18 protein-coding genes are annotated in these 21761 nt (G+C 75.6%); 9 read left to right on the top strand and 9 right to left on the bottom strand.

The window, feature by feature from the left end; genetic code table 11:
• Position 1: 1 nt before the first annotated feature.
• Positions 2 to 496 (top strand): CoA-binding protein, encoded by a 495-nt coding sequence (locus FHX36_RS13875; protein WP_110551504.1) that lies wholly within the window; start codon positions 2 to 4, stop codon positions 494 to 496.
• Positions 496 to 957, top strand: coding sequence for an NUDIX domain-containing protein (locus FHX36_RS13870; protein ID WP_181428697.1), 462 nt, complete (start codon positions 496 to 498; stop codon positions 955 to 957). The genes FHX36_RS13875 and FHX36_RS13870 overlap by 1 nt, the downstream gene beginning before the upstream one ends.
• Before the next feature lie 40 nt (positions 958 to 997).
• On the opposite strand, the gene FHX36_RS13865 is transcribed toward FHX36_RS13870, so the two are convergent.
• Positions 998 to 1786 (bottom strand): endonuclease/exonuclease/phosphatase family protein, encoded by a 789-nt coding sequence (locus tag FHX36_RS13865; protein ID WP_110551503.1) that lies wholly within the window; start codon positions 1784 to 1786, stop codon positions 998 to 1000.
• A 73-nt stretch (positions 1787 to 1859) separates the two neighbouring features.
• Here FHX36_RS13865 and FHX36_RS13860 point away from each other — a divergent pair, with 73 nt between their 5' ends.
• The 3 genes from FHX36_RS13860 to FHX36_RS13850 all read left to right on the top strand — a co-directional run bounded on the left by FHX36_RS13860 (position 1860) and on the right by FHX36_RS13850 (position 3908).
• Positions 1860 to 2750, top strand: coding sequence for a 1,4-dihydroxy-2-naphthoyl-CoA synthase (locus FHX36_RS13860; RefSeq protein WP_110551502.1), 891 nt, complete (start codon positions 1860 to 1862; stop codon positions 2748 to 2750).
• A 93-nt stretch (positions 2751 to 2843) separates the two neighbouring features.
• Positions 2844 to 3176, top strand: a complete 333-nt coding sequence (locus FHX36_RS13855; protein WP_110551501.1) for a hypothetical protein — start codon at positions 2844 to 2846, stop codon at positions 3174 to 3176.
• 102 nt (positions 3177 to 3278) lie between these two features.
• Entirely contained in the window at positions 3279 to 3908 is a 630-nt protein-coding gene (locus FHX36_RS13850; protein ID WP_258372635.1) for a TetR-like C-terminal domain-containing protein, read from the top strand.
• Position 3909: 1 nt separating this feature from the next.
• Here FHX36_RS13850 and FHX36_RS13845 read toward each other — a convergent pair whose 3' ends face one another.
• Together FHX36_RS13845 and FHX36_RS13840 are read right to left on the bottom strand one after the other, a co-directional pair.
• On the bottom strand, positions 3910 to 4599 hold the full coding sequence (locus tag FHX36_RS13845; protein WP_181428696.1) for a TetR family transcriptional regulator: 690 nt from the start codon (positions 4597 to 4599) through the stop codon (positions 3910 to 3912).
• 36 nt (positions 4600 to 4635) lie between these two features.
• Positions 4636 to 5154 (bottom strand): DUF5946 family protein, encoded by a 519-nt coding sequence (locus FHX36_RS13840; RefSeq protein ID WP_110551498.1) that lies wholly within the window; start codon positions 5152 to 5154, stop codon positions 4636 to 4638.
• 134 nt (positions 5155 to 5288) lie between these two features.
• Here FHX36_RS13840 and FHX36_RS13835 point away from each other — a divergent pair, with 134 nt between their 5' ends.
• The 4 genes from FHX36_RS13835 to FHX36_RS13820 all read left to right on the top strand — a co-directional run bounded on the left by FHX36_RS13835 (position 5289) and on the right by FHX36_RS13820 (position 10972).
• Positions 5289 to 6395 (top strand): NDMA-dependent alcohol dehydrogenase, encoded by a 1107-nt coding sequence (locus FHX36_RS13835; RefSeq protein WP_110551497.1) that lies wholly within the window; start codon positions 5289 to 5291, stop codon positions 6393 to 6395.
• A 110-nt stretch (positions 6396 to 6505) separates the two neighbouring features.
• Positions 6506 to 7171, top strand: a complete 666-nt coding sequence (locus tag FHX36_RS13830) for an HAD family hydrolase (RefSeq protein WP_110551496.1) — start codon at positions 6506 to 6508, stop codon at positions 7169 to 7171.
• A gap of 124 nt (positions 7172 to 7295) precedes the next feature.
• Positions 7296 to 8012 (top strand): 4'-phosphopantetheinyl transferase family protein, encoded by a 717-nt coding sequence (locus FHX36_RS13825; protein ID WP_343056615.1) that lies wholly within the window; start codon positions 7296 to 7298, stop codon positions 8010 to 8012.
• Positions 8009 to 10972, top strand: a complete 2964-nt coding sequence (locus FHX36_RS13820; protein WP_110553830.1) for an acetoacetate--CoA ligase — start codon at positions 8009 to 8011, stop codon at positions 10970 to 10972. The genes FHX36_RS13825 and FHX36_RS13820 overlap by 4 nt, the downstream gene beginning before the upstream one ends.
• Positions 10973 to 11076: 104 nt before the next feature.
• Here FHX36_RS13820 and FHX36_RS13815 read toward each other — a convergent pair whose 3' ends face one another.
• From FHX36_RS13815 to FHX36_RS13790, 6 genes are all read right to left on the bottom strand, one after another.
• Complete coding sequence (locus FHX36_RS13815; protein WP_110553832.1) at positions 11077 to 12066, bottom strand: glucosyl-3-phosphoglycerate synthase; 990 nt, start codon at positions 12064 to 12066, stop codon at positions 11077 to 11079.
• A gap of 190 nt (positions 12067 to 12256) precedes the next feature.
• Positions 12257 to 14413, bottom strand: coding sequence for a phage holin family protein (locus FHX36_RS13810; RefSeq protein WP_343056614.1), 2157 nt, complete (start codon positions 14411 to 14413; stop codon positions 12257 to 12259).
• Positions 14398 to 15132 carry a DedA family protein gene (locus tag FHX36_RS13805; protein ID WP_258372575.1) on the bottom strand — a complete coding sequence of 245 codons (735 nt, stop codon included), beginning with the start codon at positions 15130 to 15132 and terminating at the stop codon, positions 14398 to 14400. The genes FHX36_RS13810 and FHX36_RS13805 overlap by 16 nt, the downstream gene beginning before the upstream one ends.
• Complete coding sequence (locus tag FHX36_RS13800; RefSeq protein WP_181428617.1) at positions 15129 to 15944, bottom strand: MBL fold metallo-hydrolase; 816 nt, start codon at positions 15942 to 15944, stop codon at positions 15129 to 15131. The genes FHX36_RS13805 and FHX36_RS13800 overlap by 4 nt, the downstream gene beginning before the upstream one ends.
• A gap of 35 nt (positions 15945 to 15979) precedes the next feature.
• Positions 15980 to 18595: a diguanylate cyclase domain-containing protein gene (locus tag FHX36_RS13795; protein WP_110550735.1), complete on the bottom strand. Its 2616-nt coding sequence runs from the start codon at positions 18593 to 18595 to the stop codon at positions 15980 to 15982.
• On the bottom strand, positions 18592 to 21255 hold the full coding sequence (locus tag FHX36_RS13790) for an EAL domain-containing protein (RefSeq protein ID WP_183513824.1): 2664 nt from the start codon (positions 21253 to 21255) through the stop codon (positions 18592 to 18594). Before FHX36_RS13790 ends, FHX36_RS13795 begins: the two co-directional genes overlap by 4 nt.
• Between the last annotated feature and the right edge of the window lie 506 nt (positions 21256 to 21761).

Raw genomic sequence — 21761 nt, 5'->3', positions numbered from 1 at the left:
GGTGACCCGCACCTGGGAGGGGCCGAGCGCCCGTGAGCGGCAGGAGGTGCTGCGGCGGACGAAGACGGTCGCGATCGTCGGTGCCTCGGACAACCCGTCCCGGGCCAGCTACTTCGTCGCCACCTACCTGCTGTCGACGTCGCCGTACGAGCTGTGGTTCGTCAACCCGCGGGCCACGGAGATCCTCGGCCGGCCGGTCTACCCGTCGCTGGCCGACGTCCCGGGCACCCCGGACGTCGTCGACGTCTTCCGCCGGCCCAGCGACCTCCCCGAGGTGCTCGACGAGACGCTGGCCGCCGGCGCGCGGACGCTCTGGCTGCAGCTCGGGCTGTGGGACGAGGACGTCGCCCGCCGCGCGCAGGACGCCGGGCTCGAGGTGGTCATGGACCGCTGCCTGAAGATCGAGCACGCCCGGTTCGCCGGCGGCCTGCACTGGGCCGGCTTCGACACCGGGGTGATCACCTCCCGCCGCACCCGCGGTCTGCCCACCGCCTGATGCACCGCTCACCGACCGACGGCTGGACCACCTGCGCGCTGGGCCACCGCCACTGGGGGCTGGCCGGCGCGGCGGGCCTGCTGCTGCACCGGGCCGGGGCCGCCGGCGTCGAGGTGCTGCTGCAGCTGCGGGTCGGGTGGTCGCACCACGGCGGCACCTGGGGCACGCCCGGCGGCGCGCTGCACCCCGCGGAGTCCGCGGCCGACGGCGCGCTGCGGGAGGCGGGGGAGGAGCTCGGGCTCACCCGGTCCGACGTCGTCCTGGGCGAGGAGTCCGTCGACGACCACGGCGGCTGGAGCTACACCACCGTGCTCGCCACCCCGGCCGGTCCGTTGGAGCCGGCCGACCTGGCGTTGAACGAGGAGAGCACCGGCGTCGGCTGGTTCCCCCTCGACGGGCTCCCCGACCTGCACCCCGGCTTCGCGGCCTCGCTGCCGGTGCTCCGCCCGCTGCTGGCGTGACCTCTGGGCCGGGGTCCACTGCCACCTGCCCGGGCGCCGGTCACCCGGGGTGCACCGACACGGTGACCAGCCGGTGGTCGCCGATCGTCAGCCGGCGCACCTCCGGGCGGCTGGCGGCGACCCGGCCGAGCAGGTGGTCGAACTGCACCCGCGGCCCGGGTGCCGGGTAGCTCGGCTCGCTGACCAGCCGCGGGGCGCCGAACACCCGGGCCGGCACCGGGCCGACCAGGTTCAGGTCGCCGGCCAGCACGACCGGGCCGGGCAACCGCGCGCACCAGCGGCGCAGCCGGGTCAGCTGGCGCAGCGCGGTGTGCGGGGCGAAGGAGAGGTGGGTGGAGACCACGGTGGCGTGCTCCAGCTCGGCGGCGATCGCCAGCCGCGGCTCGTCGGGGAACCACCACCAGCGGGTCTCCCCGGTCCGCGGGTCCGGCGCCTGCAGGGGCAGCTTCGCCCGCCCGGCGCCCAGCGGGAGCACCGACCAGCGCCGCACCGGCAGCCGGCTGACCAGCGCGATCCCGTAGTGCGGACCGGTCAGCGTCTCCCAGGACGCGCGCAGCACCGGCGGGTCGACCGGCGTCCAGCTGCGGAACGGGTCGGGGGTGCCGGTGACCGCGGCGGCGAAGCGCCAGTCGCTCGCACCCAGCGCGGCCGCCACCTCGGCCGGCTGGTCGACCCCGTGCGACCGCGGCTGCCCCACGTCGACCTCCTGGACGGCGAGGACGTCGGCGTCCACGTCGGCCAGGGCGGCGCGCAACCCGGCGGCGTCGACCGAGCGACCACCGCCGTCCCGGCCGGAGGCGAGGTTCAGCGTGCCGACCCGGAGCTCCACGTCGCCATCAGACCAGTCCGCCGGCACTCGTGCTCTGCTGCCCGGTGGGCAGCAGAGCACTAGGTTCGGGGACGTGAGTGCGCGCGCCGACGTCTCGGAGATCTTCGACCCCGCTGCCTGGGAGCCGGTCGAGGGCTTCGAGCAGCTCACCGACGTCACCTACCACCGGGCCGTGGACGCCGGGGTGGTGCGGATCGCGCTGGACCGGCCCGAGGTGCGCAACGCCTTCCGGCCGCAGACGGTCGACCAGCTGCTCGCGGTGTTCGAGCACGCGCGGCTGTCCACCGACGTCGGCTGCGTGCTGCTCACCGGCAACGGGCCCAGCGAGAAGGACGGCGGCTGGGCCTTCTGCTCCGGCGGCGACCAGCGGGTGCGCGGGAAGTACGGGTACGAGGCCGGCGACGGGGTCAAGGGGCGCCTGCACATCCTGGAGGTGCAGCGGCTCATCCGGTTCATGCCGAAGGTCGTCGTCTGCGTCGTCCCCGGCTGGGCGGCCGGTGGCGGGCACAGCCTGCACGTCGTCGCCGACCTCACCCTGGCCAGCGCCGAGCACGCCCGGTTCAAGCAGACCGACGCCGACGTGGGCAGCTTCGACGGCGGGTTCGGGTCGGCCTACCTCGCCCGCCAGGTCGGCCAGAAGTTCGCCCGGGAGATCTTCTTCCTGGGTGAGGAGTACTCCGCCGAGGACGCGCACCGGATGGGCATGGTCAACCGGGTGGTGCCGCACGCCGAGCTGGAGGCGACCGCGCTGGACTGGGGGCGCCGGATCGTGGCCAAGAGCCCCACCGCCCAGCGGATGCTGAAGTACTCGTTCAACCTGATCGACGACGGCCTGGTGGGCCAGCAGCTCTTCGCCGGGGAGACGACCCGGTTGGCGTACATGGCCGAGGAGGCCGTCGAGGGGCGCGACTCCTTCCTGGAGAAGCGCCCCGCCGACTTCTCCCGCTTCCCCTGGCATGTTTGACGACCGGCGCGTTCGAGCAGCCCGCACCGACGTCGCGGCCCCCTTCAGGGCCCCGGCGCGAGCTTGCGAGTGCTGGGGAGAAGGGGGTCCTTCGTGATCGTCGAGGTGGTGGGTGGCGCCGACGAGGTGCCGGAGGTCCGGGTCGAGGGCGTCGACGACCTGACGAGGCTGCACCTGGCCGTCGGGGCGCTGACCGACGAGGACGTCGACGGTGCGCTGCGCCAGGCCGGGATGGGCCGGCTGCTCGACGCGGACACCGGGCTGGTCGACGTCGCGGCGCTGCGGGCCGCCGCCGAGCCGCGTGCCACGGCCGCTGACTGGGCGGAGCGGTTCGACGCGATGATCACCCAGGCGGAGGCCGACGGGTGGACCGCGGACGACGGGGCGTCACTCCACGTACACGTGGAGCCCGCTGCATCTGCCTGATCTGTTCCGAAACGCCGTGGAAGCGGTACCGGAGTGATGTGAAAGCACTGTGGATGCGTCAGGTTGTTGTGGTCACTCCACTTTCTAGGGAACGATTGCACGGTGACCACCACGGATCTGCCGCCGCGCCCTGCCGGTGCCCGCCCCCCTGGCCGGCCGCTCTCCACCGAGCTCTCCGGGCAACTGGTGGCGGTGGCGATGGACATCCTGGCCGACGAGGGCTGGGGCCGGCTCAACAGTGACCGGGTGGCCGCCCGGGCCCGGGCCGGCAAGGCGGGCATCTACCGCCGGTGGCCCACCATGGCCGCGCTCGCCCGGCACGCGCTCAGCACCACCACCCTGGTCCAGGTGCCCGAGGACCAGGGCTCGCTGAGCACCGACCTCTGCGCCCTGCTGCTGCCCTGGACCCGTCCGCTGGACCGAGCCGAGCGCGCGGCCGCCAGCCTGGTCGGCGCCGCTCGGCACGACGAGGAGCTGCGCGCCGGGCTGGAGGAGTCGCTGGTGCGCCCGCTGGCCGGCGCCGTGCGCGAGCTCGCCGCCCGCGAGGCCGGCCGGGGCCGGGAGCTGCCGCACGAGCGGGTCGCCCTGCTCGGCCAGGTGCTGCAGGCGCTGTGGTGGCAGCGGTACACGTCCTTCGCGACCGCGCCGATGACGACCCCGCAGGTCGAGCAGCTGGTCTCCGACGTGCTGCTGCCCATCATCGACCCGGGGGGCGTGCGCCCCGGTCGCTGAGTCAGCCGGGCTGGCCGAGCAGCTGCGCGGCCAACCCGCGCATGCACTGCTCCAGCTCCGACAGCGTCGCCGCCGTCGTCGCCTGCACCGACAGCCGGCGTCGCTCGTCCGGCTCGGGGGCGAGGACCAGCCGCCGGTTCTCCAGCACCAGCACGCGGCCGGCGACCAGGAACAGGTCGGCGATCATCCGGCTGAGCAGCTGCGCGGTGGCCAGGTCCGCCGCCGGTGCGGCCGGCCACGCGCCGTCGGCGATGGCCACGCCGAGCACCGCGGCGACCTTCTCCCCGGCCTGCTCGACCAGCATCCGCTCGCGGGACTGCAGGGCGGTCGTCCGGTGCAGTGCCTCCAGGTAGCTGCGGTTCTCCGGCCGGGACTCCGCGACCAGCAGCTGGGTGAGGTCGGCCTCCAGGTAGCGGCGCAGCGCGGCCACCGGGTCGCTGCCGGAGGCGCGCTCGGTGACGGAGGCGGCCGCTCCCTCGACCCAGGGGGTGCGCCCGTCGAAGAACAGCGCCTCCTTGGTCTCGAAGTGGTTGAACACCGTCTGGACGGCGACGTCGGCGGCGGCCGCGACGTCGGCGATGGTGACCGCGTCGAACCCGCGCTCGGCGAACAGCCGCTGCGCGGTCTCCCGTACCTCGGCTCTCGTCCGCGCCTTGCGCAGCTCCCGCCGGCCCGCCGTGGCCTCGCTCACGGTGGTCAATCTAGTGGCGCACCCGTGGGCTGCGGCTCAGCTGGTCAGCGCGGTACCGGCGGCGGAGCGCAGCGCCGGGTGGGCCGGGGCCCAGTCGGTCCACACCGCGTCGGCCCAGGAGCGCACCAGCGCGGGCAGGTCGACGACGTCCAGGTCCGCGGCCAGGTCGGCGACGGTCGTCGTCCAGCGGTGCGGTCGGGTCGTCAGCCGGGGCGCCGCGGCGTCCACCCGGTCGGCCAGCCCGGCCGCCCGGGACGGGTCGACGTCTCGCTCCAGCCACAGGCACAGCCGGACGGCGGCGCCGGCCTGGTCGCCGTCCCGCAGGTGCTGGGCGTCGTAGGCGTCGGATGCCAGCTGCAGCAGCGACGCCGTCCGCGCGTCCTGGTCGGCGTCCTCGCGGAGCCCGCGCACGGTGACCGCGAACAGCCCCGCGCAGCTGGGTGAGGCGCCGGGGTGGGTGCTCGCCAGCCCGGGGACGACGACGAGCACGGCGCCGCAGCCGGGGCAGACGGTGGTCTCGGGGACCGGTTCCAGGGCGGCGTCGACGGGTCCCACGGACGCCGATCGTGCCGCACGGGCCCGTCGGGTGCCGGGCGGGGGCCGCCGTCCCGGCCGCTGGCACCGGGTGCCACCCGCGGCGCGGGACCACCTAGCGTGTGCTGCGTCACCCCTTGGACTGGAGGCTGTCGATGAAGACGCACGGTGCTGTGCTGCGAGGTCCTGGCGACTGGGAGGTCGTGGAGCTCGACGTCCGCGACCCCGGCCCGGGCGAGGTGCTGGTCGACATGGCCTTCGCCGGGCTCTGCCACTCCGACGAGCACCTGCGGGTGGAGAGCGCGCGGTACCCGATCGTCGGCGGTCACGAGGGTGCGGGCGTCGTCCGGGCGGTGGGGGAGGGCGTCAGCGACCTGGCCCCCGGCGACCACGTCGTCACCACCTTCCTGCCGGCCTGCGGGCACTGCCGCTGGTGCGCCTCCGGGCGCTCCAACCTCTGCGACCTCGGCGCCACGATCACCAGCGGGCTGCTGCCCGGCGGCCAGTTCCCCTTCACCCTCGACGGCGAGCCGCTGGGCGGGTTCTGCATCGTCGGGGCGTTCGCGCAGACCACGCTGGTCTCCCGGTACTCGTGCGTGAAGATCGACGCCCACCACCCGCTCGAGGTGGCCGCGCTGATGGCCTGCAGCGTCCCCACCGGCTGGGGCTCGGCGGTCAACGCCGGCCCCGTGCGCCAGGGGGACGTCGTGGTCGTCGTCGGCACCGGCGGGGTGGGCTGCAACGCCGTCCAGGGCGCGGCGATGGCCGGCGCCGGGCACGTGGTCGCCGTCGACCCGGTCGAGTTCCGCCGCGAGTTCGCCCGCACGGTCGGGGCCACCCACGCGGTGGCGACCGCCGCGGAGGCGCAGGGCCTGGCCCGGGAGCTGTCCCGCGGCACCGGGGCCGACGTCGTCATCCTGACCACCGGCGTCACCAGCCCGGAGATCACCGGTGGCGCGTACAGCTGCCTGGGCAAGGGCGGCACGCTGGTGCTCACCGGGCTGAGCGACCACACGATGGAGACCACGGTGGCGCTGCCGGGCAACATCACCACGGTCTACGAGCAGCGGGTGCAGGGCGCGCTCTACGGCATGTGCAACGCCCACCGCGACGTCCCGCGGCTGCTGCGCCTGTACGAGGACGGCAAGCTCGAGCTCGACTCGCTGATCACCAAGCGGTACTCGCTGGAGCAGGTCAACGAGGGCTACCAGGACCAGCGCGACGGCACGATCATCCGCGGGGTCCTCGAGCACCAGCACTGACCGCCCCCGACCCCGGCGATGGCCATCTCCGGGGCCGGGAGCACCCCGGAGATGGCCGATCTTCGGGGCGGGAGGGGTGAGCGGGTGCGCTGCGGGGCAGTGCCCTGCGCATGCCCGAACCCACGATCGCCGTCCTGGACGTCGACGGCACCCTGATCGACTCGAACTACCAGCACGCCCTGGCCTGGTACCGGGCCCTGCGCTCGATGGGCGAGACGTTCCCGGTCTGGCGGCTGCACCGGCTGATCGGGATGGGCGGCGACCAGCTGGTGCTCTCCCTCGGCGGGCAGGAGCTGGAGGACCGGGTCGGCGAGGAGGCCCGCAAGCGGCAGGGCGAGGAGGTCGACGCGCTGATCGGCGAGGTCGCCCCGCTGCCCGGTGCCCGCGACCTGCTGCTGGCGGTCAAGGAGCGCGGTCACCGGCTGGTGCTGGCCAGCTCCGGGCAGCCGCGGCACGTCGACATCGCCGTCGACCTGCTCGACGCCCGGGACATCGCGGACGCGATCACCTCCAGCGAGGACGCCGAGCAGACCAAGCCGGCGCCGGACCTGCTGCAGGTGGCGCTGGCGAAGCTCGGGGCCGCCCCGGGTACGTCCAGCGTGATGGTCGGCGACTCGGTGTGGGACGTCGAGGCGGCGAAGAACGCCGGGATGCCGGCCATCTGCGTCCGGTCGGGCGGGTTCGGGGACGACGAGCTCCGGGACGCCGGCGCGATCGGCATCCACGACACCCCGGGTGACCTGGCGGCGGCGCTGGACGAGACCCCGCTCGCCTGAGCCCGCCCGCGCGCACCGGTGCCCGGCGGCGCGCTGTGGTCGCCCCGCCGGGGCACAGCACCTTCGGGTGACACCGGCGAGGCGACACCCCGGCGAGGGCCCCCGGCGTCCCTATGGTGCTGTCGTGCCGGTCACCTCCGCGTCCTCGACGGGTCTGCTGGCGCGTCTGGGGCAGGCCGGCCCCGCCGTGTGGGTCCTGGACCTCACCGACCCCGGCTGGGACCTCGCCGCGGCCGCCGGCTGCCTGACCGCCCCTGAGCTGGCGCACGCAGCGTCCGCGGTGCCCGCGGTGCGCCGGCGGCGACTCCTGTTGCGGGCCGGGCTGCGCGCCGTCGTCGGCGGGATCCTGGGCGTGCCGCCCGAGGCCGCGCCCATCCGGACCGACGCGGGGCGGCCGCACGTGCTGACCGGCACCGACCGGTCGCTGGGCATCTCCTGCTCGGCCAGCGACGGCGTCGGTCTGATCGCCGCAGCGGCCGACCTCCGCATCGGCGTCGACGTGCAGCGCCACCGGGACGACGAAGCCCGGCAGGCCTGGGACGAGGGGTGGCTGGCCGCCGCCGAGCAGCGGGCGCTCGCCCGGCTGCCGGTGGCCGACCGGCTGCCCGCCGTCACCCGGTCCTGGACCCAGAAGGAGGCCGTGCTCAAGGGGCGGGGCGTGGGTCTGCACGTCGCCCCCGACACGGTCGTCGTCCCGGGCACCCCCACCGGGCGCTCCGGCGCCTGGTGGCTGGCACCCGTCCCCGTCCCCGCCGGCTACGCCGCCACCCTCGCGGTCGAGTCGGCCACCCCCCTCACCGACCTGCCCGTCCTGCAGCTCACCCCCGGAGGTTCCCGATGACCGCCGACCCCGCCCTGCTCCTGCCGGAGGCCCGCGCCGGCGGCCCGGGCCACCAGCTGGCGGCGTTCCGCGAGCGGTGCGAGGCCGTCGCCGGGCACCCGCTGCCGACGGCGACGGCGCTGCACGCGTTCTCCGTCGAGCGGTACCGCGACTTCTGGGGTGCCTTCCTGGACTGGTCCGGGCTGGCGTGGACGGGCCGGTCGAACCCGGTCTGCACCGACGACGACGTCCGCACCGCGCGCTTCTTCCCCGAGGTGCGGCTGAACTACGCCGAGAACCTGCTGCGCCCCCTCCCGGACGCGGGCGACTGCGCCGCCGCGCTGACCTCCGTCCACGCCGACGGGACGGCGGACCGGTACACCCGCGGGGAGCTGCGGGCGGCCGTCGAGCGCACGAGCGCGGTGCTGCACGGGCTGGGCGTGCGCGTCGGCGACCGGGTCGTCGCCATCGCGCCGAACCACGCCGGCGTGGCGGTCGCCGCCCTCGCGGTCGCCGCGCTGGGCGCCACCCTGTCCACCGCGACCCCGGACATGGGCCCCACGGCGCTGCTCGGCCGCTTCGGCCAGGTGCGGCCGCGGGTGCTGCTCGTCGACCGCGTCGGCATGGCCCGCGACGGGGTGCCAGCCGAGGAGGCCCTGCGCACCCTGGTGGCCGGGCTGCCGCAGGTCGAGCTGCTGGTCGTGCTGGACGGCGACGCCCTCCCCGCGTTCCCCGGCGTCACCGCCGTCCGGCTGGCCGAGCTGCTGGCGGCCCTCGCCGAGCCGGTCGAGGTGCCGGAGTGGCCGCGGCTGGCGTTCGACCACCCGCTGTGGACGATGTTCTCGTCGGGCACGACCGGTCCGCCGAAGGCCATCGTGCACGGCGCCGGTGGCGCGCTGTTGGAGCACGTGAAGGAGCACCGCCTGCACGGCGACCTGCACGCCGGCGACGTCCTGTACTTCCACACCACGACCGCCTGGATGATGTGGAACTGGCAGCTCTCGGCGCTCGCCGTCGGAGCGCACGTCGTCGTCTACGACGGCCCGGTGGCCGGGCCGGAGACGCTGTGGGAGCTGGTCGCCGAGCACGGCGTGACGGTCTTCGGCACCAGCCCCGCCTACCTCCAGCTGTGCCAGGACGAGGGCTACCGCCCCCGCGACGCGGTGGCGCTGCCGGCGCTGCGGTCGGTGCTGTCCACCGGGGCGGTGCTGCACGACTGGCAGTTCGACTGGCTCGCCGACGCGGTGGGGCCGCTGCCCGTCCAGTCGATCTCCGGCGGCACCGACATCATCGGCTGCTTCGTGCTCGGGCACCCCGAGCAGCCCGTCCGCCGCGGTCGCTCGCAGTCCCTGGGGCTGGGGCTCGACGTGGCGGCTCTGGACGAGGACGGCGCGGCCGTCCTCGGCGAGCCCGGTGAGCTGGTGTGCCGCCGCCCCTTCCCGTCCCGCCCGCTCGGCTTCCTCGACGACGAGGACGGCGCCCGGTTCGGCGAGGCGTACTTCAGCCAGCACCCCGGCGTCTGGACGCACGGGGACATGATCGAGATCGACGACGACGGGTCCGCGCGGCTGATGGGCCGCTCGGACGGCGTGCTGAACATCGACGGCGTGCGGATCGGGCCCTCGGAGATCTACACGATCGTGCGGCGGCTGCCCGAGGTCCAGGGCGCCCTCGCGGTAGAGCAGCAGGACCCGGCCGACCGGGGCTCCACGCGCCTGGTGCTGCTCGTCGTGCTGCAGCCCGGTGCGGTGATGGACGACGCCCTGGCGCAGCGGATCCGGTCGGAGCTGCGGCGGGAGGGCTCGGCGGCGCACGTCCCGTCCGTCGTCCTGGCCGTCGACGAGCTGCCGACCACCCACAACGGCAAGTTCTCCGAGCGGGCCGCCCGCGACGCCCTGAACGGGGTGGCCCCGCGGAACCTCGCGGCCCTCCGCAACCCGGGCTCGCTGGCGGCCATCGCGGCCGCGGCCCAGCAGCGGGCCACCGCTGCGGCGCGGCCGGCCGGCTCCGACGAGCCGGCGGACGTCGTGCGCCGGGTGTTCGCGGAGGTGCTCGGCAGCGCCGTCTCCGACTCCCAGCACTTCTTCGACGCCGGCGGCACCTCCCGGCAGTCGATGACGCTGCTCCGCCGGCTGCGGCTGGAGCTGGGCCGTCCGCTGCCGATGGAGGACTTCCTGGCCGACCCGACCGTCTCCGGGGTGCTCGTCGCCCTGTCCCGGCCGGCCGCCCCGCAGCAGGCGATCACCACGCTGCGCCCGGGGCGCGCCGACCAGCCGCCGCTGCACCTCGTGCACGGCGCGTTCGGCGACGTCGACAGCTTCCAGTACCTCGTCGAGCACCTGGACGTGAGCTGCCGGGTGTACGGGGTGAGCGGGTCGCTGGCCGCGCCGGACGGCTCCCGGCGGCCGGTCACCGAGGTCGCCGCCGACCACGTCGCCGAGATCGTGGCCGCCCACCCGACGGGTCCGGTGAGCCTGGCCGGCTTCTCCTTCGGTGGGCTGGTCGCCTACGAGATGGCGCGCCAGCTCACGGCGATGGGCCGGCAGGTGGCGTTCCTGGGCCTGCTGGACGTCCGGCCGCCCACGCCCGGCCTGACCCGGGCCGAGCAGCGGGTCAAGCGGCTGGCGGCGGTCGCCGCGACGCTGACCCCGGGCCTGCGGGTGCGCACCCCGGCGCAGGCCATCGCCGACCTGTTCCGGCACACGCCGCGCTCGGCCGAGGCGGCGGAGGAGGCGGCCGCGGCCGGCAGCTACGAGCAGTACCGGTGGGGTCCGTACGCCGGGCCGGTCACCTTCTACCGGGTCGCCAAGCGCATCCCGGTGTTCGAGCACTTCATGTACGCGTGGCGGCGGGTCGCCCCGGACCTGACCGTCGTGGACAGCCCCGGTGCGCACCACGACATGCTCAGCCGCGAGCACGCCGTCACGCTGGCCGCCCAGCTCTCCGAGGCCCTGCGCCGGGTGGAGCTGCCCGCGGGCTGAGCGCCTGCCCGGCGCCCCGGCTCGGGCGGGCTGGGGCGCCAGCAGGGCGGCGACCGCACCGGAGTCGACGGCGCGTGGTCCACCCGGCCAGGTGAACGGCGGCGTCAGCCGACGACGCCGGCCCGGAGCGAGGCGTACTCCGCCACCGTCGCCATCGGCGGGCGCTGGTCGACCGCGACCGTGTGGCTGGTCGGTACGAACCGGGCGCCGTCGTGGCTGAACTGGGTGAGCAGCCCACCCGGCTCCAGCCGCCGGCCGTGCCGGCCGCGCTCGGCACGCGCCAGCAGGGTGTTCACGATCTGGCCGGCCATCTTGCCCAGCGCCTCGTCGGTCTGGTGGGAGTGCGTGCGGGTGCCCAGGTCGACCTGTGCGAGGCCCTGCAGCCCGCAGACCTGCAGCAGGTCGATGAGCAGCCCGACCTCCACGCCGTAGGAGGAGACGAACGGCACCTGCTCCAGCGCGGAGCGGCGGCCGGCGTACTCCCCGCCCAGCGGCTGGACGAACCCGGCGAGCTCGGGCCACAGCGCGTTGAGCAGCGGCCGGGCGGTCAGCTCGGTGACCCGGCCACCGCCGGCGGGGCGGTGCACGCCGTCGACGGTGAGCGGGCGGGTGTAGCAGCCCTTGACGTAGTCGACCCGCGGGTCGGTCAGCAGCGGGGTCAGCAGGCCCGGTACGTAGTGGCTCACGTCGCCGAGCAGGTCGGAGTCCATGAACACGACCAGGTCGCCGGTGGTGGCGGCCAGCGACTTCCACAGCGCCTCGCCCTTGCCGGGGCGGTCACCGTGGGTGGGCAGCACGTCGGCGGCGGCGACGACCTCGGCGCCGGCGGCGCGGGCCACCTCGGCGGTGCGGTCGCTGGAGTTGGAGTCGATGACGACCAGCTCGTCGACGAGCGGGACGCCCTCGACCCAGCGGTCGACGAGGTCCCGGACCAGGATGCCGACGGTGGCCTCCTCGTCCCGGGCGGGCAGGACGACGCTGATCCGGTGCCCGCCGCGGCGCTTGGCCGTCAGGAGGGCGTCGACGTCGATCTCGGCCAGCGAGGTGGCCGACGTGGTGCGGTGCTCGAACCAGGCGCGGGCGTCAGGTCGCATCCGCCCACTGTCGAGCACACCAGCCACCCCCTGCACGTCGGCGGGGCGTCGTTCACATGAACTTCACGTTCCCCCGGGGCCAGGGTGACGTCTGCGGCTCCGGCAGGCAACCGCCGGAGGAAGTCAGCCCGAGGGTGCACCGGGCAACGATCCGTCCGGTCGGACGGCCGATCGGCCGCATGCTGCCTGGTCAGGCCTGCGCGGTGAGCACCGTGGCCGTGGTGGGCTGCTCGCCGGTCGGCTCGGGGTGGCCCAGGTCGGTCAGCCAGCCGCGGAACACCCGGTGCAGCTGCTCGGCGCCGACGACCTCGCCCGGGTCGCCGAAGCCCCGGGGGTGCACCAGGAACCCGTGCTGCTGGGGTCCGCCCAGCCCGCCGTGCGACCCGACGTGCGGCTCGAAGGGGGAGGCCTCGTCGGTCTCCGGGTCGTAGCGGCTGTTGACCACGACGTCCGGGCAGTTGGGGAACGCCGACACCCGGGCCACCAGCGCCGCCGCGTGCGGGCCGTAGGGCACGAGCGGGTCGGTGCCGATCACCAGGCCGGTGCGCAGCCGGTGCAGCCCGTCGCGGCCGAGCACCACCGGGCCGAACTCCTCGGAGTGCACCAGCAGGAACCCGACGCCGCCGTGGTCGACCAGCGAGGGCAGCAGGTCCGGCCAGCGGCGCTCGATCGTCTCCAGCGGCGCCCGGCCGGGCACGTCGGGGAAGGACACGTGCGCCATGTGCCCGGACACCGAGACGACGACGCCGGGGGCGACCCGGGTGACCGCCCCGGCCTCACCGACGGGGGTCACGTGCTCGTCGGCGCCGGCCCGGGCGACCCGGTCGCGCAGCCGCCGGGCGATGGGCCCGCTGCCCTCGGCCAGCGCGGAGGTGACCTGCCAGGGCTCGGCCGCGCGGCGGCTGTCGTCGACCCGGGCCGGTGGCAGCAGCCCGAGCAGCCGGCGGCGCGGCGCGGCGACGACCGGGCCGCCGCAGAGCCGGCCGATGAGCTGCTCGACGGTCTCACCGAACCGGTCGGCGAAGGTCTGCCCCTGGGTCTGACCGTGGTCGGAGAGGCACACCAGGTGGTACTGCCGCGGCGCGAGCTGGGCCGCCCGCCACAGCCGGCCGATCTGCTGGTCGATGGTGCGCAGCACCTCGAGGGTGTCGAACCGCTCGATGCCGGAGTGGTGGGCGACCTCGTCGTAGCCCACGAAGTCGGCGTAGACCACCGGCCGGCCGGCCAGCATGTCCTCGAGCAGGGCGTTGACGACGACGTCCCGGATGATCACCGTCGTCCCCGGCCGCGCGAGCGGGTACAGCCCGCCGCGCTTCACCCGCGGCCGCACGTCGGCCCGGCGCTGCGCGGCCGCGGCGGTGAGCTCGCGGTACACGTCGACCAGCGAGACGGCGAGGGTGCGCAGCGCGTTCACCGGGTTGGCGAAGTAGGCGTAGTAGCCGGCGCCGATCCGGTCGCGGCTGCGGCGCTCGCGGCGCGAGCCGCGGGCGACGACGACGGCCAGCGAGCTCATGGTCAGCGACACGTGCGCGGCGTCCCCGGTGAACAGGTTGCCGCGCCCGGCGCCGTCGCCGGCCAGCAGGCCGCGCCCGTCGGAGTGCTGGCGCTCGACCTCCGCGGCGTCCTCGGGGCGGGAGACGGTGACGACCCGGTCGCGCTCCTTGTCGTACCAGCGGAAGCCGACGACGCCGTCGTTGGAGCCCTGCAGGATGCCGCACTGGCTGGCGCCGGTCTGCGAGCTCCAGTCGGTGTGCCAGGAGCGCAGCACGTGGCTGCCCGAGCGGAGCCAGGCGGCCAGGGTCGGCATCGAGCCGTCGCGGACGGCGCGCCGGGCGACCGCGTGCCCCAGCCCGTCGATCTGCAGGAACAGCACCCCGGGCGGGCGGTCACCGGCGTCCCCGCCCCCGCTGCGGCGGCGGACGCGGCGGAAGAACACCTCGTCCTCGTTGATGGCCAGGACGCTGCTGATCACCGCCGCTATGCCGGACATCGCGACCGCGACGACGACGCTGGTGCGGAACGAGGTGACCTCGACCCCGGGGATCGCGTAGAAGACGGCGAGCACCCCGGCGCCCATCAGCAGGAAGCTGCCCAGGCCGAAGGTGAAGAAGGCGATCGGCAGCGCGATCCGCATGACCAGCGGCCAGCCCACCGCGGCGAGCACGCCGAGCAGCAGGGCGGCGACCGGCGGCTGCCACCACGAGCGCATGGCGAACCCGGACAGCCAGCCGTCGAGCACGATCAGCGCGCCGGTGACGAACGCCCAGACCAGCAGCAGCCGGGCCAGCGTGCGCCCGGTGCGCAGCACCCGGCCGGGGGAGTGGCCCTCGCTCACGGCCGCTCGCACGGCGCCGGGCTCACCTTCGGCGCCGAGAGGGAGCCCTCGCCCTTGGCCCTCGGCGCGGGAAGTGGATCGCCATCTCCGGCTCTCGGCGCCGAGTGCTGGACCGGGTCCGGCGCCGACGCGCCTTGGCGCTTGCGGCGGTGCGAGGAGACCAGGTTCAGCACGATCCCGACCAGCAGCACCAGCAGGGTCGCGATGAGGGTGGCGATCAGCGGGGAGTCGAAGACGCCGCCGCTGACCACGCCGAGCAGCGCGTACGCGACCGCCCAGACCAGCGCGGCGGCGAACGACGCGGGCAGCAGCCGGCGCCACGGGTAGGCCAGCGCGCCGGCGGCGAGCAGCACCGGGATGCGGCCGGCGGGCAGCAGCCGGCCGATGACGACGATCTGCCAGCCGTGCGCCCGGAACTGCTCGCGCACCTCGTCGATGCGGTCGGCGTGCTGCCCGCGGGCGACCCAGCGCACCGCGGCGGGGCCGCCGAACCGGCAGAGGGTGAAGGTGACGACGTCGCCGAGGAACGCGCCCAGGGTGGCCAGCAGCACCACCAGCGGCAGCTCGAGGTGGTCGGTGGTGAGCGCGACGGCCGCGGCGGCGCCGACGACCGCGCCGGTGGGCACGACCGGGACGACGGAGCCCAGCAGCACCCCGCCGAACAGCACCGGGTAGCCCAGCGAGCTGCCGTCGGTCCAGCTGGTGGCCAGCACGTCGACCGCGGCGCTCACGGCGGCTCCTCCACCTCGACCGGGAGCACCACGGGGGCGCCGGGGGCGGTGAGGGCGACGCGGGTGCCCGAGCCGGCTGCCGCGACGGCCTCGGCGAACCGGCGCGGTGGCTCGCTCAGCAGCGCGCGCATCCGGGCCCGCCACGGGCTGGGCAGCGAGGTGAGCCCGGCGACGGCGTAGGTGCCCCAGTGCACCGGGACGGCGACCGAGGGCCGCAGCTGCTGCACCGCGGCGGCGGCGCCGTCCGGGTCCAGGTGCCCGGGGCCGAGCGACGGGCCCCAGCCCCACACCGGCACCAGCGCGACGTCGATGCCGTCGGCGCCCAGGTCGGCCATGCCGGGGAACAGGTCGGTGTCGCCGGCGGCGTAGACCGTCGTCCCCCCGCCGGAGAGCAGGTGGCCGACGGCGGGGGCGTGCGGGCCGTGGGTGAGGCGCGGGCCCCAGCGGTGCGCGGCGTGGTCGGCGTGCGTGGCGGTGACGGTGAGCCCGCCGTCGGTGAGGCTGTCCCCGGGGGCCAGCTCCTCGACGGCGCTGAAGCCCTGCCGGGTGAGCCACCGGCCGGCCCCGCGCGGGACGACGATCGGCGTGCTGCGGCCGAGCAGCCGCAGCGAGCGCAGGTGCAGGTGGTCGTTGTGCAGGTGCGAGACGACCACCAGGTCCACCCCCGCCCAGCTGGCCGGCGCCAGCGGGGCGACCACCCGCCGGAGCGGGCCGAGCCGGGGGGTGAGCAGCGGGTCGGTGAGCACCGTCCGCCCGGCCAGTTCCAACCGGACCGTCGAGTGACCGAGGAACTGGAGGGACGGGGAGCTCACCGCCCCAGTATCGGTGCCGATCACCGCCCCGGTCATCACACTCCGGCGCGCGGGCGTGGCACCGTGATCGGGGCCACGACGGCCGAGGAGGGGTGCCGGAGCAGCGCGGCGACCTGCGGTGCGACGAGCCCGGTGGGAAGCACCGGGCCGGAGACGGCGACCAGCCCCTGGGTGCGCAGCTCGGTGAGCACCTCCTGGCTGGACACCTGCTTGGCCACCGTGTCGACGTCGAAGGTGCGCGCGCTGCGGGCGATGGCACCCAGCAGCTGCAGGGTGCGGTCGGTGGTGCCCCGCGAGGCGAGGTTGCGGACGTCGACCATCACGACGTCCAGGGGCAGCCGGGCGAGCACCGACCACATGGTCGAGCCCATGCCGTAGTCGTCCAGGCCCAGTCGGATGCCGGCCTCGTGCACCGTCTGCAGCGCGGGGATGAGCGCCGCCGACGAGGTCTGCAGCACCTCCTCGGTGAAGCAGAGGGTGAGCCGGTGGGGAGCCAGGCCCGCGGTGGCCAGCGCGGCGGCCACCTCACCGGGCAGCTCGTCGGCGTGCACGAGCCCGGCGGGCAGGTCGACCGCGACGAGCAGCCGGTCGTCGATGGCCGCGACGTCGGTGCAGGCCTGGGTGATCAGCCACTGCTGCAGCGCGGAGGTCTGCCCCTGGCGCTCGGCGGCGGCCCAGAGCTCGGGGGCCGGGAGCACCCCCAGGTCGCCGTGCACCCACACCGGCTCGGCGTGCACCGCGGACAGGATGCCGGTGTCGCCGTTGGCGATGAGGTCGAAGCGCAGCTGCACCTCGCCGCTGGCCATCGCGGCCGCGACGTCGCTGGTCGCGGCGGCCTGGGCGACCCGGTCGTCGGTGTGCACCCGCCAGCAGCCCTTGCCGGCCTGCTTGGCCGAGCCGAGGGCGGCGTCGGCCTGCCGGAAGGCGAGCTGGCCACCGCCGGGGTGCACCCGGCACAGGCCGACGCTGGCGCCGACGGAGAACGTGCGGTCGCCGACCCGGTAGGGCTGGGCGAGCACCTCGACGACGCGCTGCGCGGCCTCGACCGCGGACTCCTCGTCGCCGGCCATCAGCACGGCGAACTCGTCGCCGCCGAGGCGGGCGACCAGGTCGTCGGTGCGCAGCAGGCCCTGCAGCCGGCGGGCGACCTCGACCAGCAGCAGGTCGCCGGCCTCGTGCCCGGCGGAGTCGTTGACCGCCTTGAACCCGTCGAGGTCGAGCACCAGCAGGCAGCGGTCGCCGGTGGCGGCGGTGAGCGCGGCCATCTCCTGGAAGAGCATGGCCCGGTTGGGCAACCGGGTCAGGTGGTCGGTGAAGGCCATCCGCTCGAGCTCGCGCTCGCGGCGGCGGCGGGTGGTGACGTCGCGCAGGTGCAGCACCCGCCGGCCGCTGCCGGGCCGCTCGTGGTGGGTGACCTCCAGCTCGCGCGGGTCGCCGCCCTCGGCGCTCGGCACCCGCAGGTGCAGGGCCGGGGTGACCTCGCCGACGGCACCGGTGAGCTCCAGGCGCACCCGGGGGCGGTCCTCCTCGTGCAACAGGTCCAGCAGCACCGGGTGGGGGTGGCTGTCCAGGACGCCGAGCAGGCTGCGGGCCGCGGGGGAGGTGAACTCCAGCCGCAGGGCGGCGTCCACGATCGCGACGCCGTCGGAGCTGGCCTCGACCAGGCCGCGGAAGTCCTCCTCGCTGCGCAGCAGGTCCTCCCGGATCCGGCCGCTGACCTTGATCCGGTCGAGCATGCGGAGCAGCAGCAGCACCAGGAGCAGGGCGCACAGGGCGATGGCGCCGTCGGGCACGCGCACGTCCAGCAGCAGGGCCACGACCAGGGTGACCGGCACGCCGAACACGGCGCCGAGGGTGATGGCCAGCCCGGCGGCGTTGATCGCCGGGGCGGTCTCCGTCCGGCCGGGCCGGTCGCGGGTCGGGGCGAGCTCGACGGCGAGGGCGCCGGCGACCATCGCGAGCACGGTGGCGACGTCGGCCGCCGCCTCCCACCGCGGGTCGGGCACGACCATCAGGACGGCGAGCAGCGCGGAGGCGGACCCGAGCAGCGTCGTCATCACCAGCATGGCGCTCGCCGACCGGCGCAGCGCGACGGTGGAGACGGTGCACAGCGCGCCGGCGAGACCGACGGCAACCGCGGGGTACAGGCCGTAGGCCAGCACGAGGGGCTGGCGGGGCCCGGAGACGGCGCCGCTGGCCACCGCCCGGTGGAGCACCAGGACGTCGGTGATGACCACCAGCGCGACGGTCACCGCCAGGCCGTCGAGGGCCAGCACCGGCCAGCGGGTGCCGTGCGACCGGCCGGCGAGCAGGGCGCAGGAGACGGTCGGGCCGAGCACCGAGACGACCAGCAGCGCGTCGCCGAGGGAGAGGTCGCCGAAGGAGCCGCCGAGGCCGGTGCCGGTGAGCAGGCTGGCGAGGGCGAACACCAGGCCGCTGGTGCCCAGCACCTGCCAGGGACGGCGGTCGCCGGGAGCCAGCAGGCGCACCCGGCGGCTGACCCGCCAGGAGCAGGTCAGCGCCACGGCGGCGAGCACCAGGTTGTCCCACTGCGGGAAGGTGCCCTCGGGGCTGAGCGGCACGGTGACGGCCAGCCCGGCGAGCCCGGCCAGCACGAGCACCAGCAGCGGGCGTCGCCCGGGGCCGGTCATGCCGGGACCTCGCGCACGTCGCCGTCCGCGTCGCCCAGCCGCGGGGAGGGGAGCCCGGCGGCGGTGGTCGGCACGCCGTCCTCGCCGATGCCGGGCAGCCGGCGGCTCAGCACCGCGGCGTCCAGCGGCCGGGCCAGCAGGTAGCCCTGGATGAACCGGTGGCCCATGTCGCGAAGCAGGTGCAGCTCGGCCTGGGTCTCGACGCCCTCGACGACGACGGCCAGCCCCAGGCTGTTGCCCAGGTGCAGAACCGAGGCGCACAGGGCCCGGCGCTGCGGGTCGGTCTCGACGTCGGCGAGGAACTGCCGGTCCATCTTGAGCACGTCGATCGGCAGGCCGACCAGGTAGGCGAGGGAGGACCAGCCGGTGCCGAAGTCGTCGACGGCGATCCGCACGCCCAGCCGGCGCAGCAGCTCCAGGTCGGCGACCACGTGCTCGTCGTCGAGCAGGACCGACTCGGTGATCTCCAGGACCAGCCGGGAGGCGGGCAGCCCGCTGGCCTCCAGCGCCGACAGCACGTCGTCGACGAGCTCGCCGCTGCGCACGTGGCGGGCGGAGACGTTGACCGCGACACCGAGGTCGGGGTGCGGCAGCGCCACGACGGTCGCGGTGGCGTGCACCAGCACCCAGCGGCCGATCTCGGTGATCAGCGAGGACTCCTCGGCCAGCGGGATGAACTCCACCGGGGAGACGGCGCCGTAGACCGGGTGCTGCCAGCGCAGCAGGGCCTCGACCGAGACGGTGCGGTGCAGGGCCAGGTCGACGACCGGCTGGTAGACCAGGTGCAGCTGGTCGGCGCGCAGGGCCTCGGCGAGGTCGGCGCGCAGCGCCTCCTCGCGGTCCTGGGTGATCCGCAGCGCGTCGGAGTGCCGGCGCACCCGGCCCGGACCGGCGGCGCGGGCGCTGCGCAGCGCGAGGTCGCCCCAGCGCAGCGCCTCCCCGGCGTCGACGTCGTGGTCGAGCACGGTGACGCCGGCCGCGGCGGTGAGCCGGAACGTGGCGCCGGCGCCGGTGGCGACCGGCTCGACCGCGGCGACCAGCCGGGCGGCGACCACCTCGGCGTCGGCGATCGTGCCGTCGACGACCACGGCGAACTCGCACACCCCGGCCCGGGCCAGCCAGTCGTCGCCGCGCAGCGCCCGGCTGAAGCGGGTGGTCAGCTCGCGGAGCACCGCGGCGTCGTCGCCGTCGGACAGGCCGTCGACCCCCAGCACGACCAGCGAGCTGGTGTGCGCGGCCGGGCCGCGCAGGGTGGCGGCCAGCCGCTGGGTGAGCGCGGAGCGGTTGGGCAGGCCGGTGGCCGGGTCGGTGGTGCTGAAGGTGAGGTCCTCGGGCCCGGCGGGCTGCGGCGCCGCGGCGGTGACGTCGCGGCAGTAGAGCACCAGGGCGCCGACGTCGGGGTCGCTGCGCAGGTCGCGCACCTGGGACTGGATGAGCCGCCAGCGGCCGTCGAGGTGGCGTACCCGGGCGGTCCGGGTCTTGGTCTCGTCGTCGTGCGGTGCGCTGAGCGCGGCCACCAGGCCGGGGGCGTCGTCGGGGTGGACGGCGGCGGCGATGGGCAGGCCGATGATCCGCTGCGGGTCCAGGCCGAGCAGCTCGGTGATGGCCGGGGAGACCCACCCCACGCGCAGCTGGTCGTCGAGGATCAGCACCGGGTCGGCGCTGCCGCGCACCAGGGTGCGGAAGTAGGCCTCGCTGCGCTGCAGGTCGCGGGTGAGCTGCAGCTGGGTGCTCCAGGACGCCGACTGGTGGGCCACCAGCGCGCCGAGGCCGAGCACGCCGAGCGCCGTCCCGAAGATGGTCAGGTGCCCGGTGATCGGGACGCTGAGCAGCAGCAGGGAACCGCCGACGAACGCGACGGCGTGCGGCAGCATCGCGCCGAGGTTCGAGCCCTGCTGGTCATCGCCGGTGGCCGCGGTGCGGGTGCCGGGGCGGTCGTGCCGGCAGGCGACGGCGAGCAGGGCGACGCCGAGCACGCTGGCTGCGCACGCCAGGTACTGGACCGGACCGGGCCCGGTCGCGATGGAGGAGAACGCGGCCGCCAGCGCGGTGGCGACCTGGGCGGCGAAGAGCAGCCAGCCGACCGCGCGCTGGTGCACGCCGGCGACGGCGATGAAGACGAGGGAGAGACCGGTGCCCAGCGCGATGCTGAGCAGCAGGGCGAAGAGCGCGACCGTCTGGGTGGTGGTCAGCAGGCCGTCGTCGCCGATGGTCAGCCGGTAGATGGTGTGCACGGTGAGCAGGTCGGCGACGACGAACAACGTGAACATGGTCGCCACCTGGGCGCGGGCGGCACGCAGCCGCGCCGGGTCGATCATCCGGCCGATCGCGACGACGACCAGCAGCTGACCCGGCACGCTGCCCAGCGCGGTCTGCCCCCAGGGCAGCACGGCGCCGGCGACCAGGGCACCGACGGCACCGACGGCGACGGAGAGCGTGTACCAGCGCCAGCCGCTCGGGTGCGCGCTGCTCCGGCCACTGCGGGCCAGCAGGACGAGGACGGCGCCGACCGCGAGGAAGTTGACCGTGACGATGGTGCCGACGGCGACCGAGCCGGGCAGCAGCCCGACGGCGAGGGTGACCAGGGTGGCGAGGACCGCCAGCAGCAGGGGGCGGCGCAGGGCAGGGACGGCCGTTCCGCCCGGTGCTGGGGCGGTCACGGCCCGCGCCCGTGCGGCGGGGGTTCCGGAGGTCACGCCTCAGTTGTCGGGACGTCGCCGTCCGCGCTGCACCTGTGCGGTGCGGCCCTCACCCCATGGGGAGGGGTCGGCTCACCAGCGCAGCGGGCTCTTCGCGCGGGAGTCGGCGGTGCGGCAGGCGCGGCAGTGGCCCCAGGTCACGATGCGCAGCGGGCTGCTGGGCTCACCGCACTCCGGGCAGTCGACGGTGGCCTCGGCCTGGGTGCTCTCGACCAGCTGGGCGCGGGCGGCGTGCGCGGCGGGGTCGCCGGCGCAGGGGCAGCCGAGGTGGGACTCGGTGCAGCGTGCGGTGTCAGTCGCGATGGCGCGCCTCCTGGGGTGTTGCCCATGACGCTACTCAGCAGCACCAGCCCCCGACCGTCACCGGACGCAATCGTGACCTACCGGTTTTCCGTGGACTCGCCGGTCGGGGCGGCGATTCCTTGCGCACCCCAGGGCACCGGCTCATGATCTCCGCACTTCACGGG

This window comes from Modestobacter versicolor (assembly GCF_014195485.1).
Lineage (GTDB): Bacteria > Actinomycetota > Actinomycetes > Mycobacteriales > Geodermatophilaceae > Modestobacter > Modestobacter versicolor.
The sequence above is the reverse complement of the archived record's forward strand: the minus strand, read 5'-3'. Positions and strand labels throughout refer to the sequence as shown.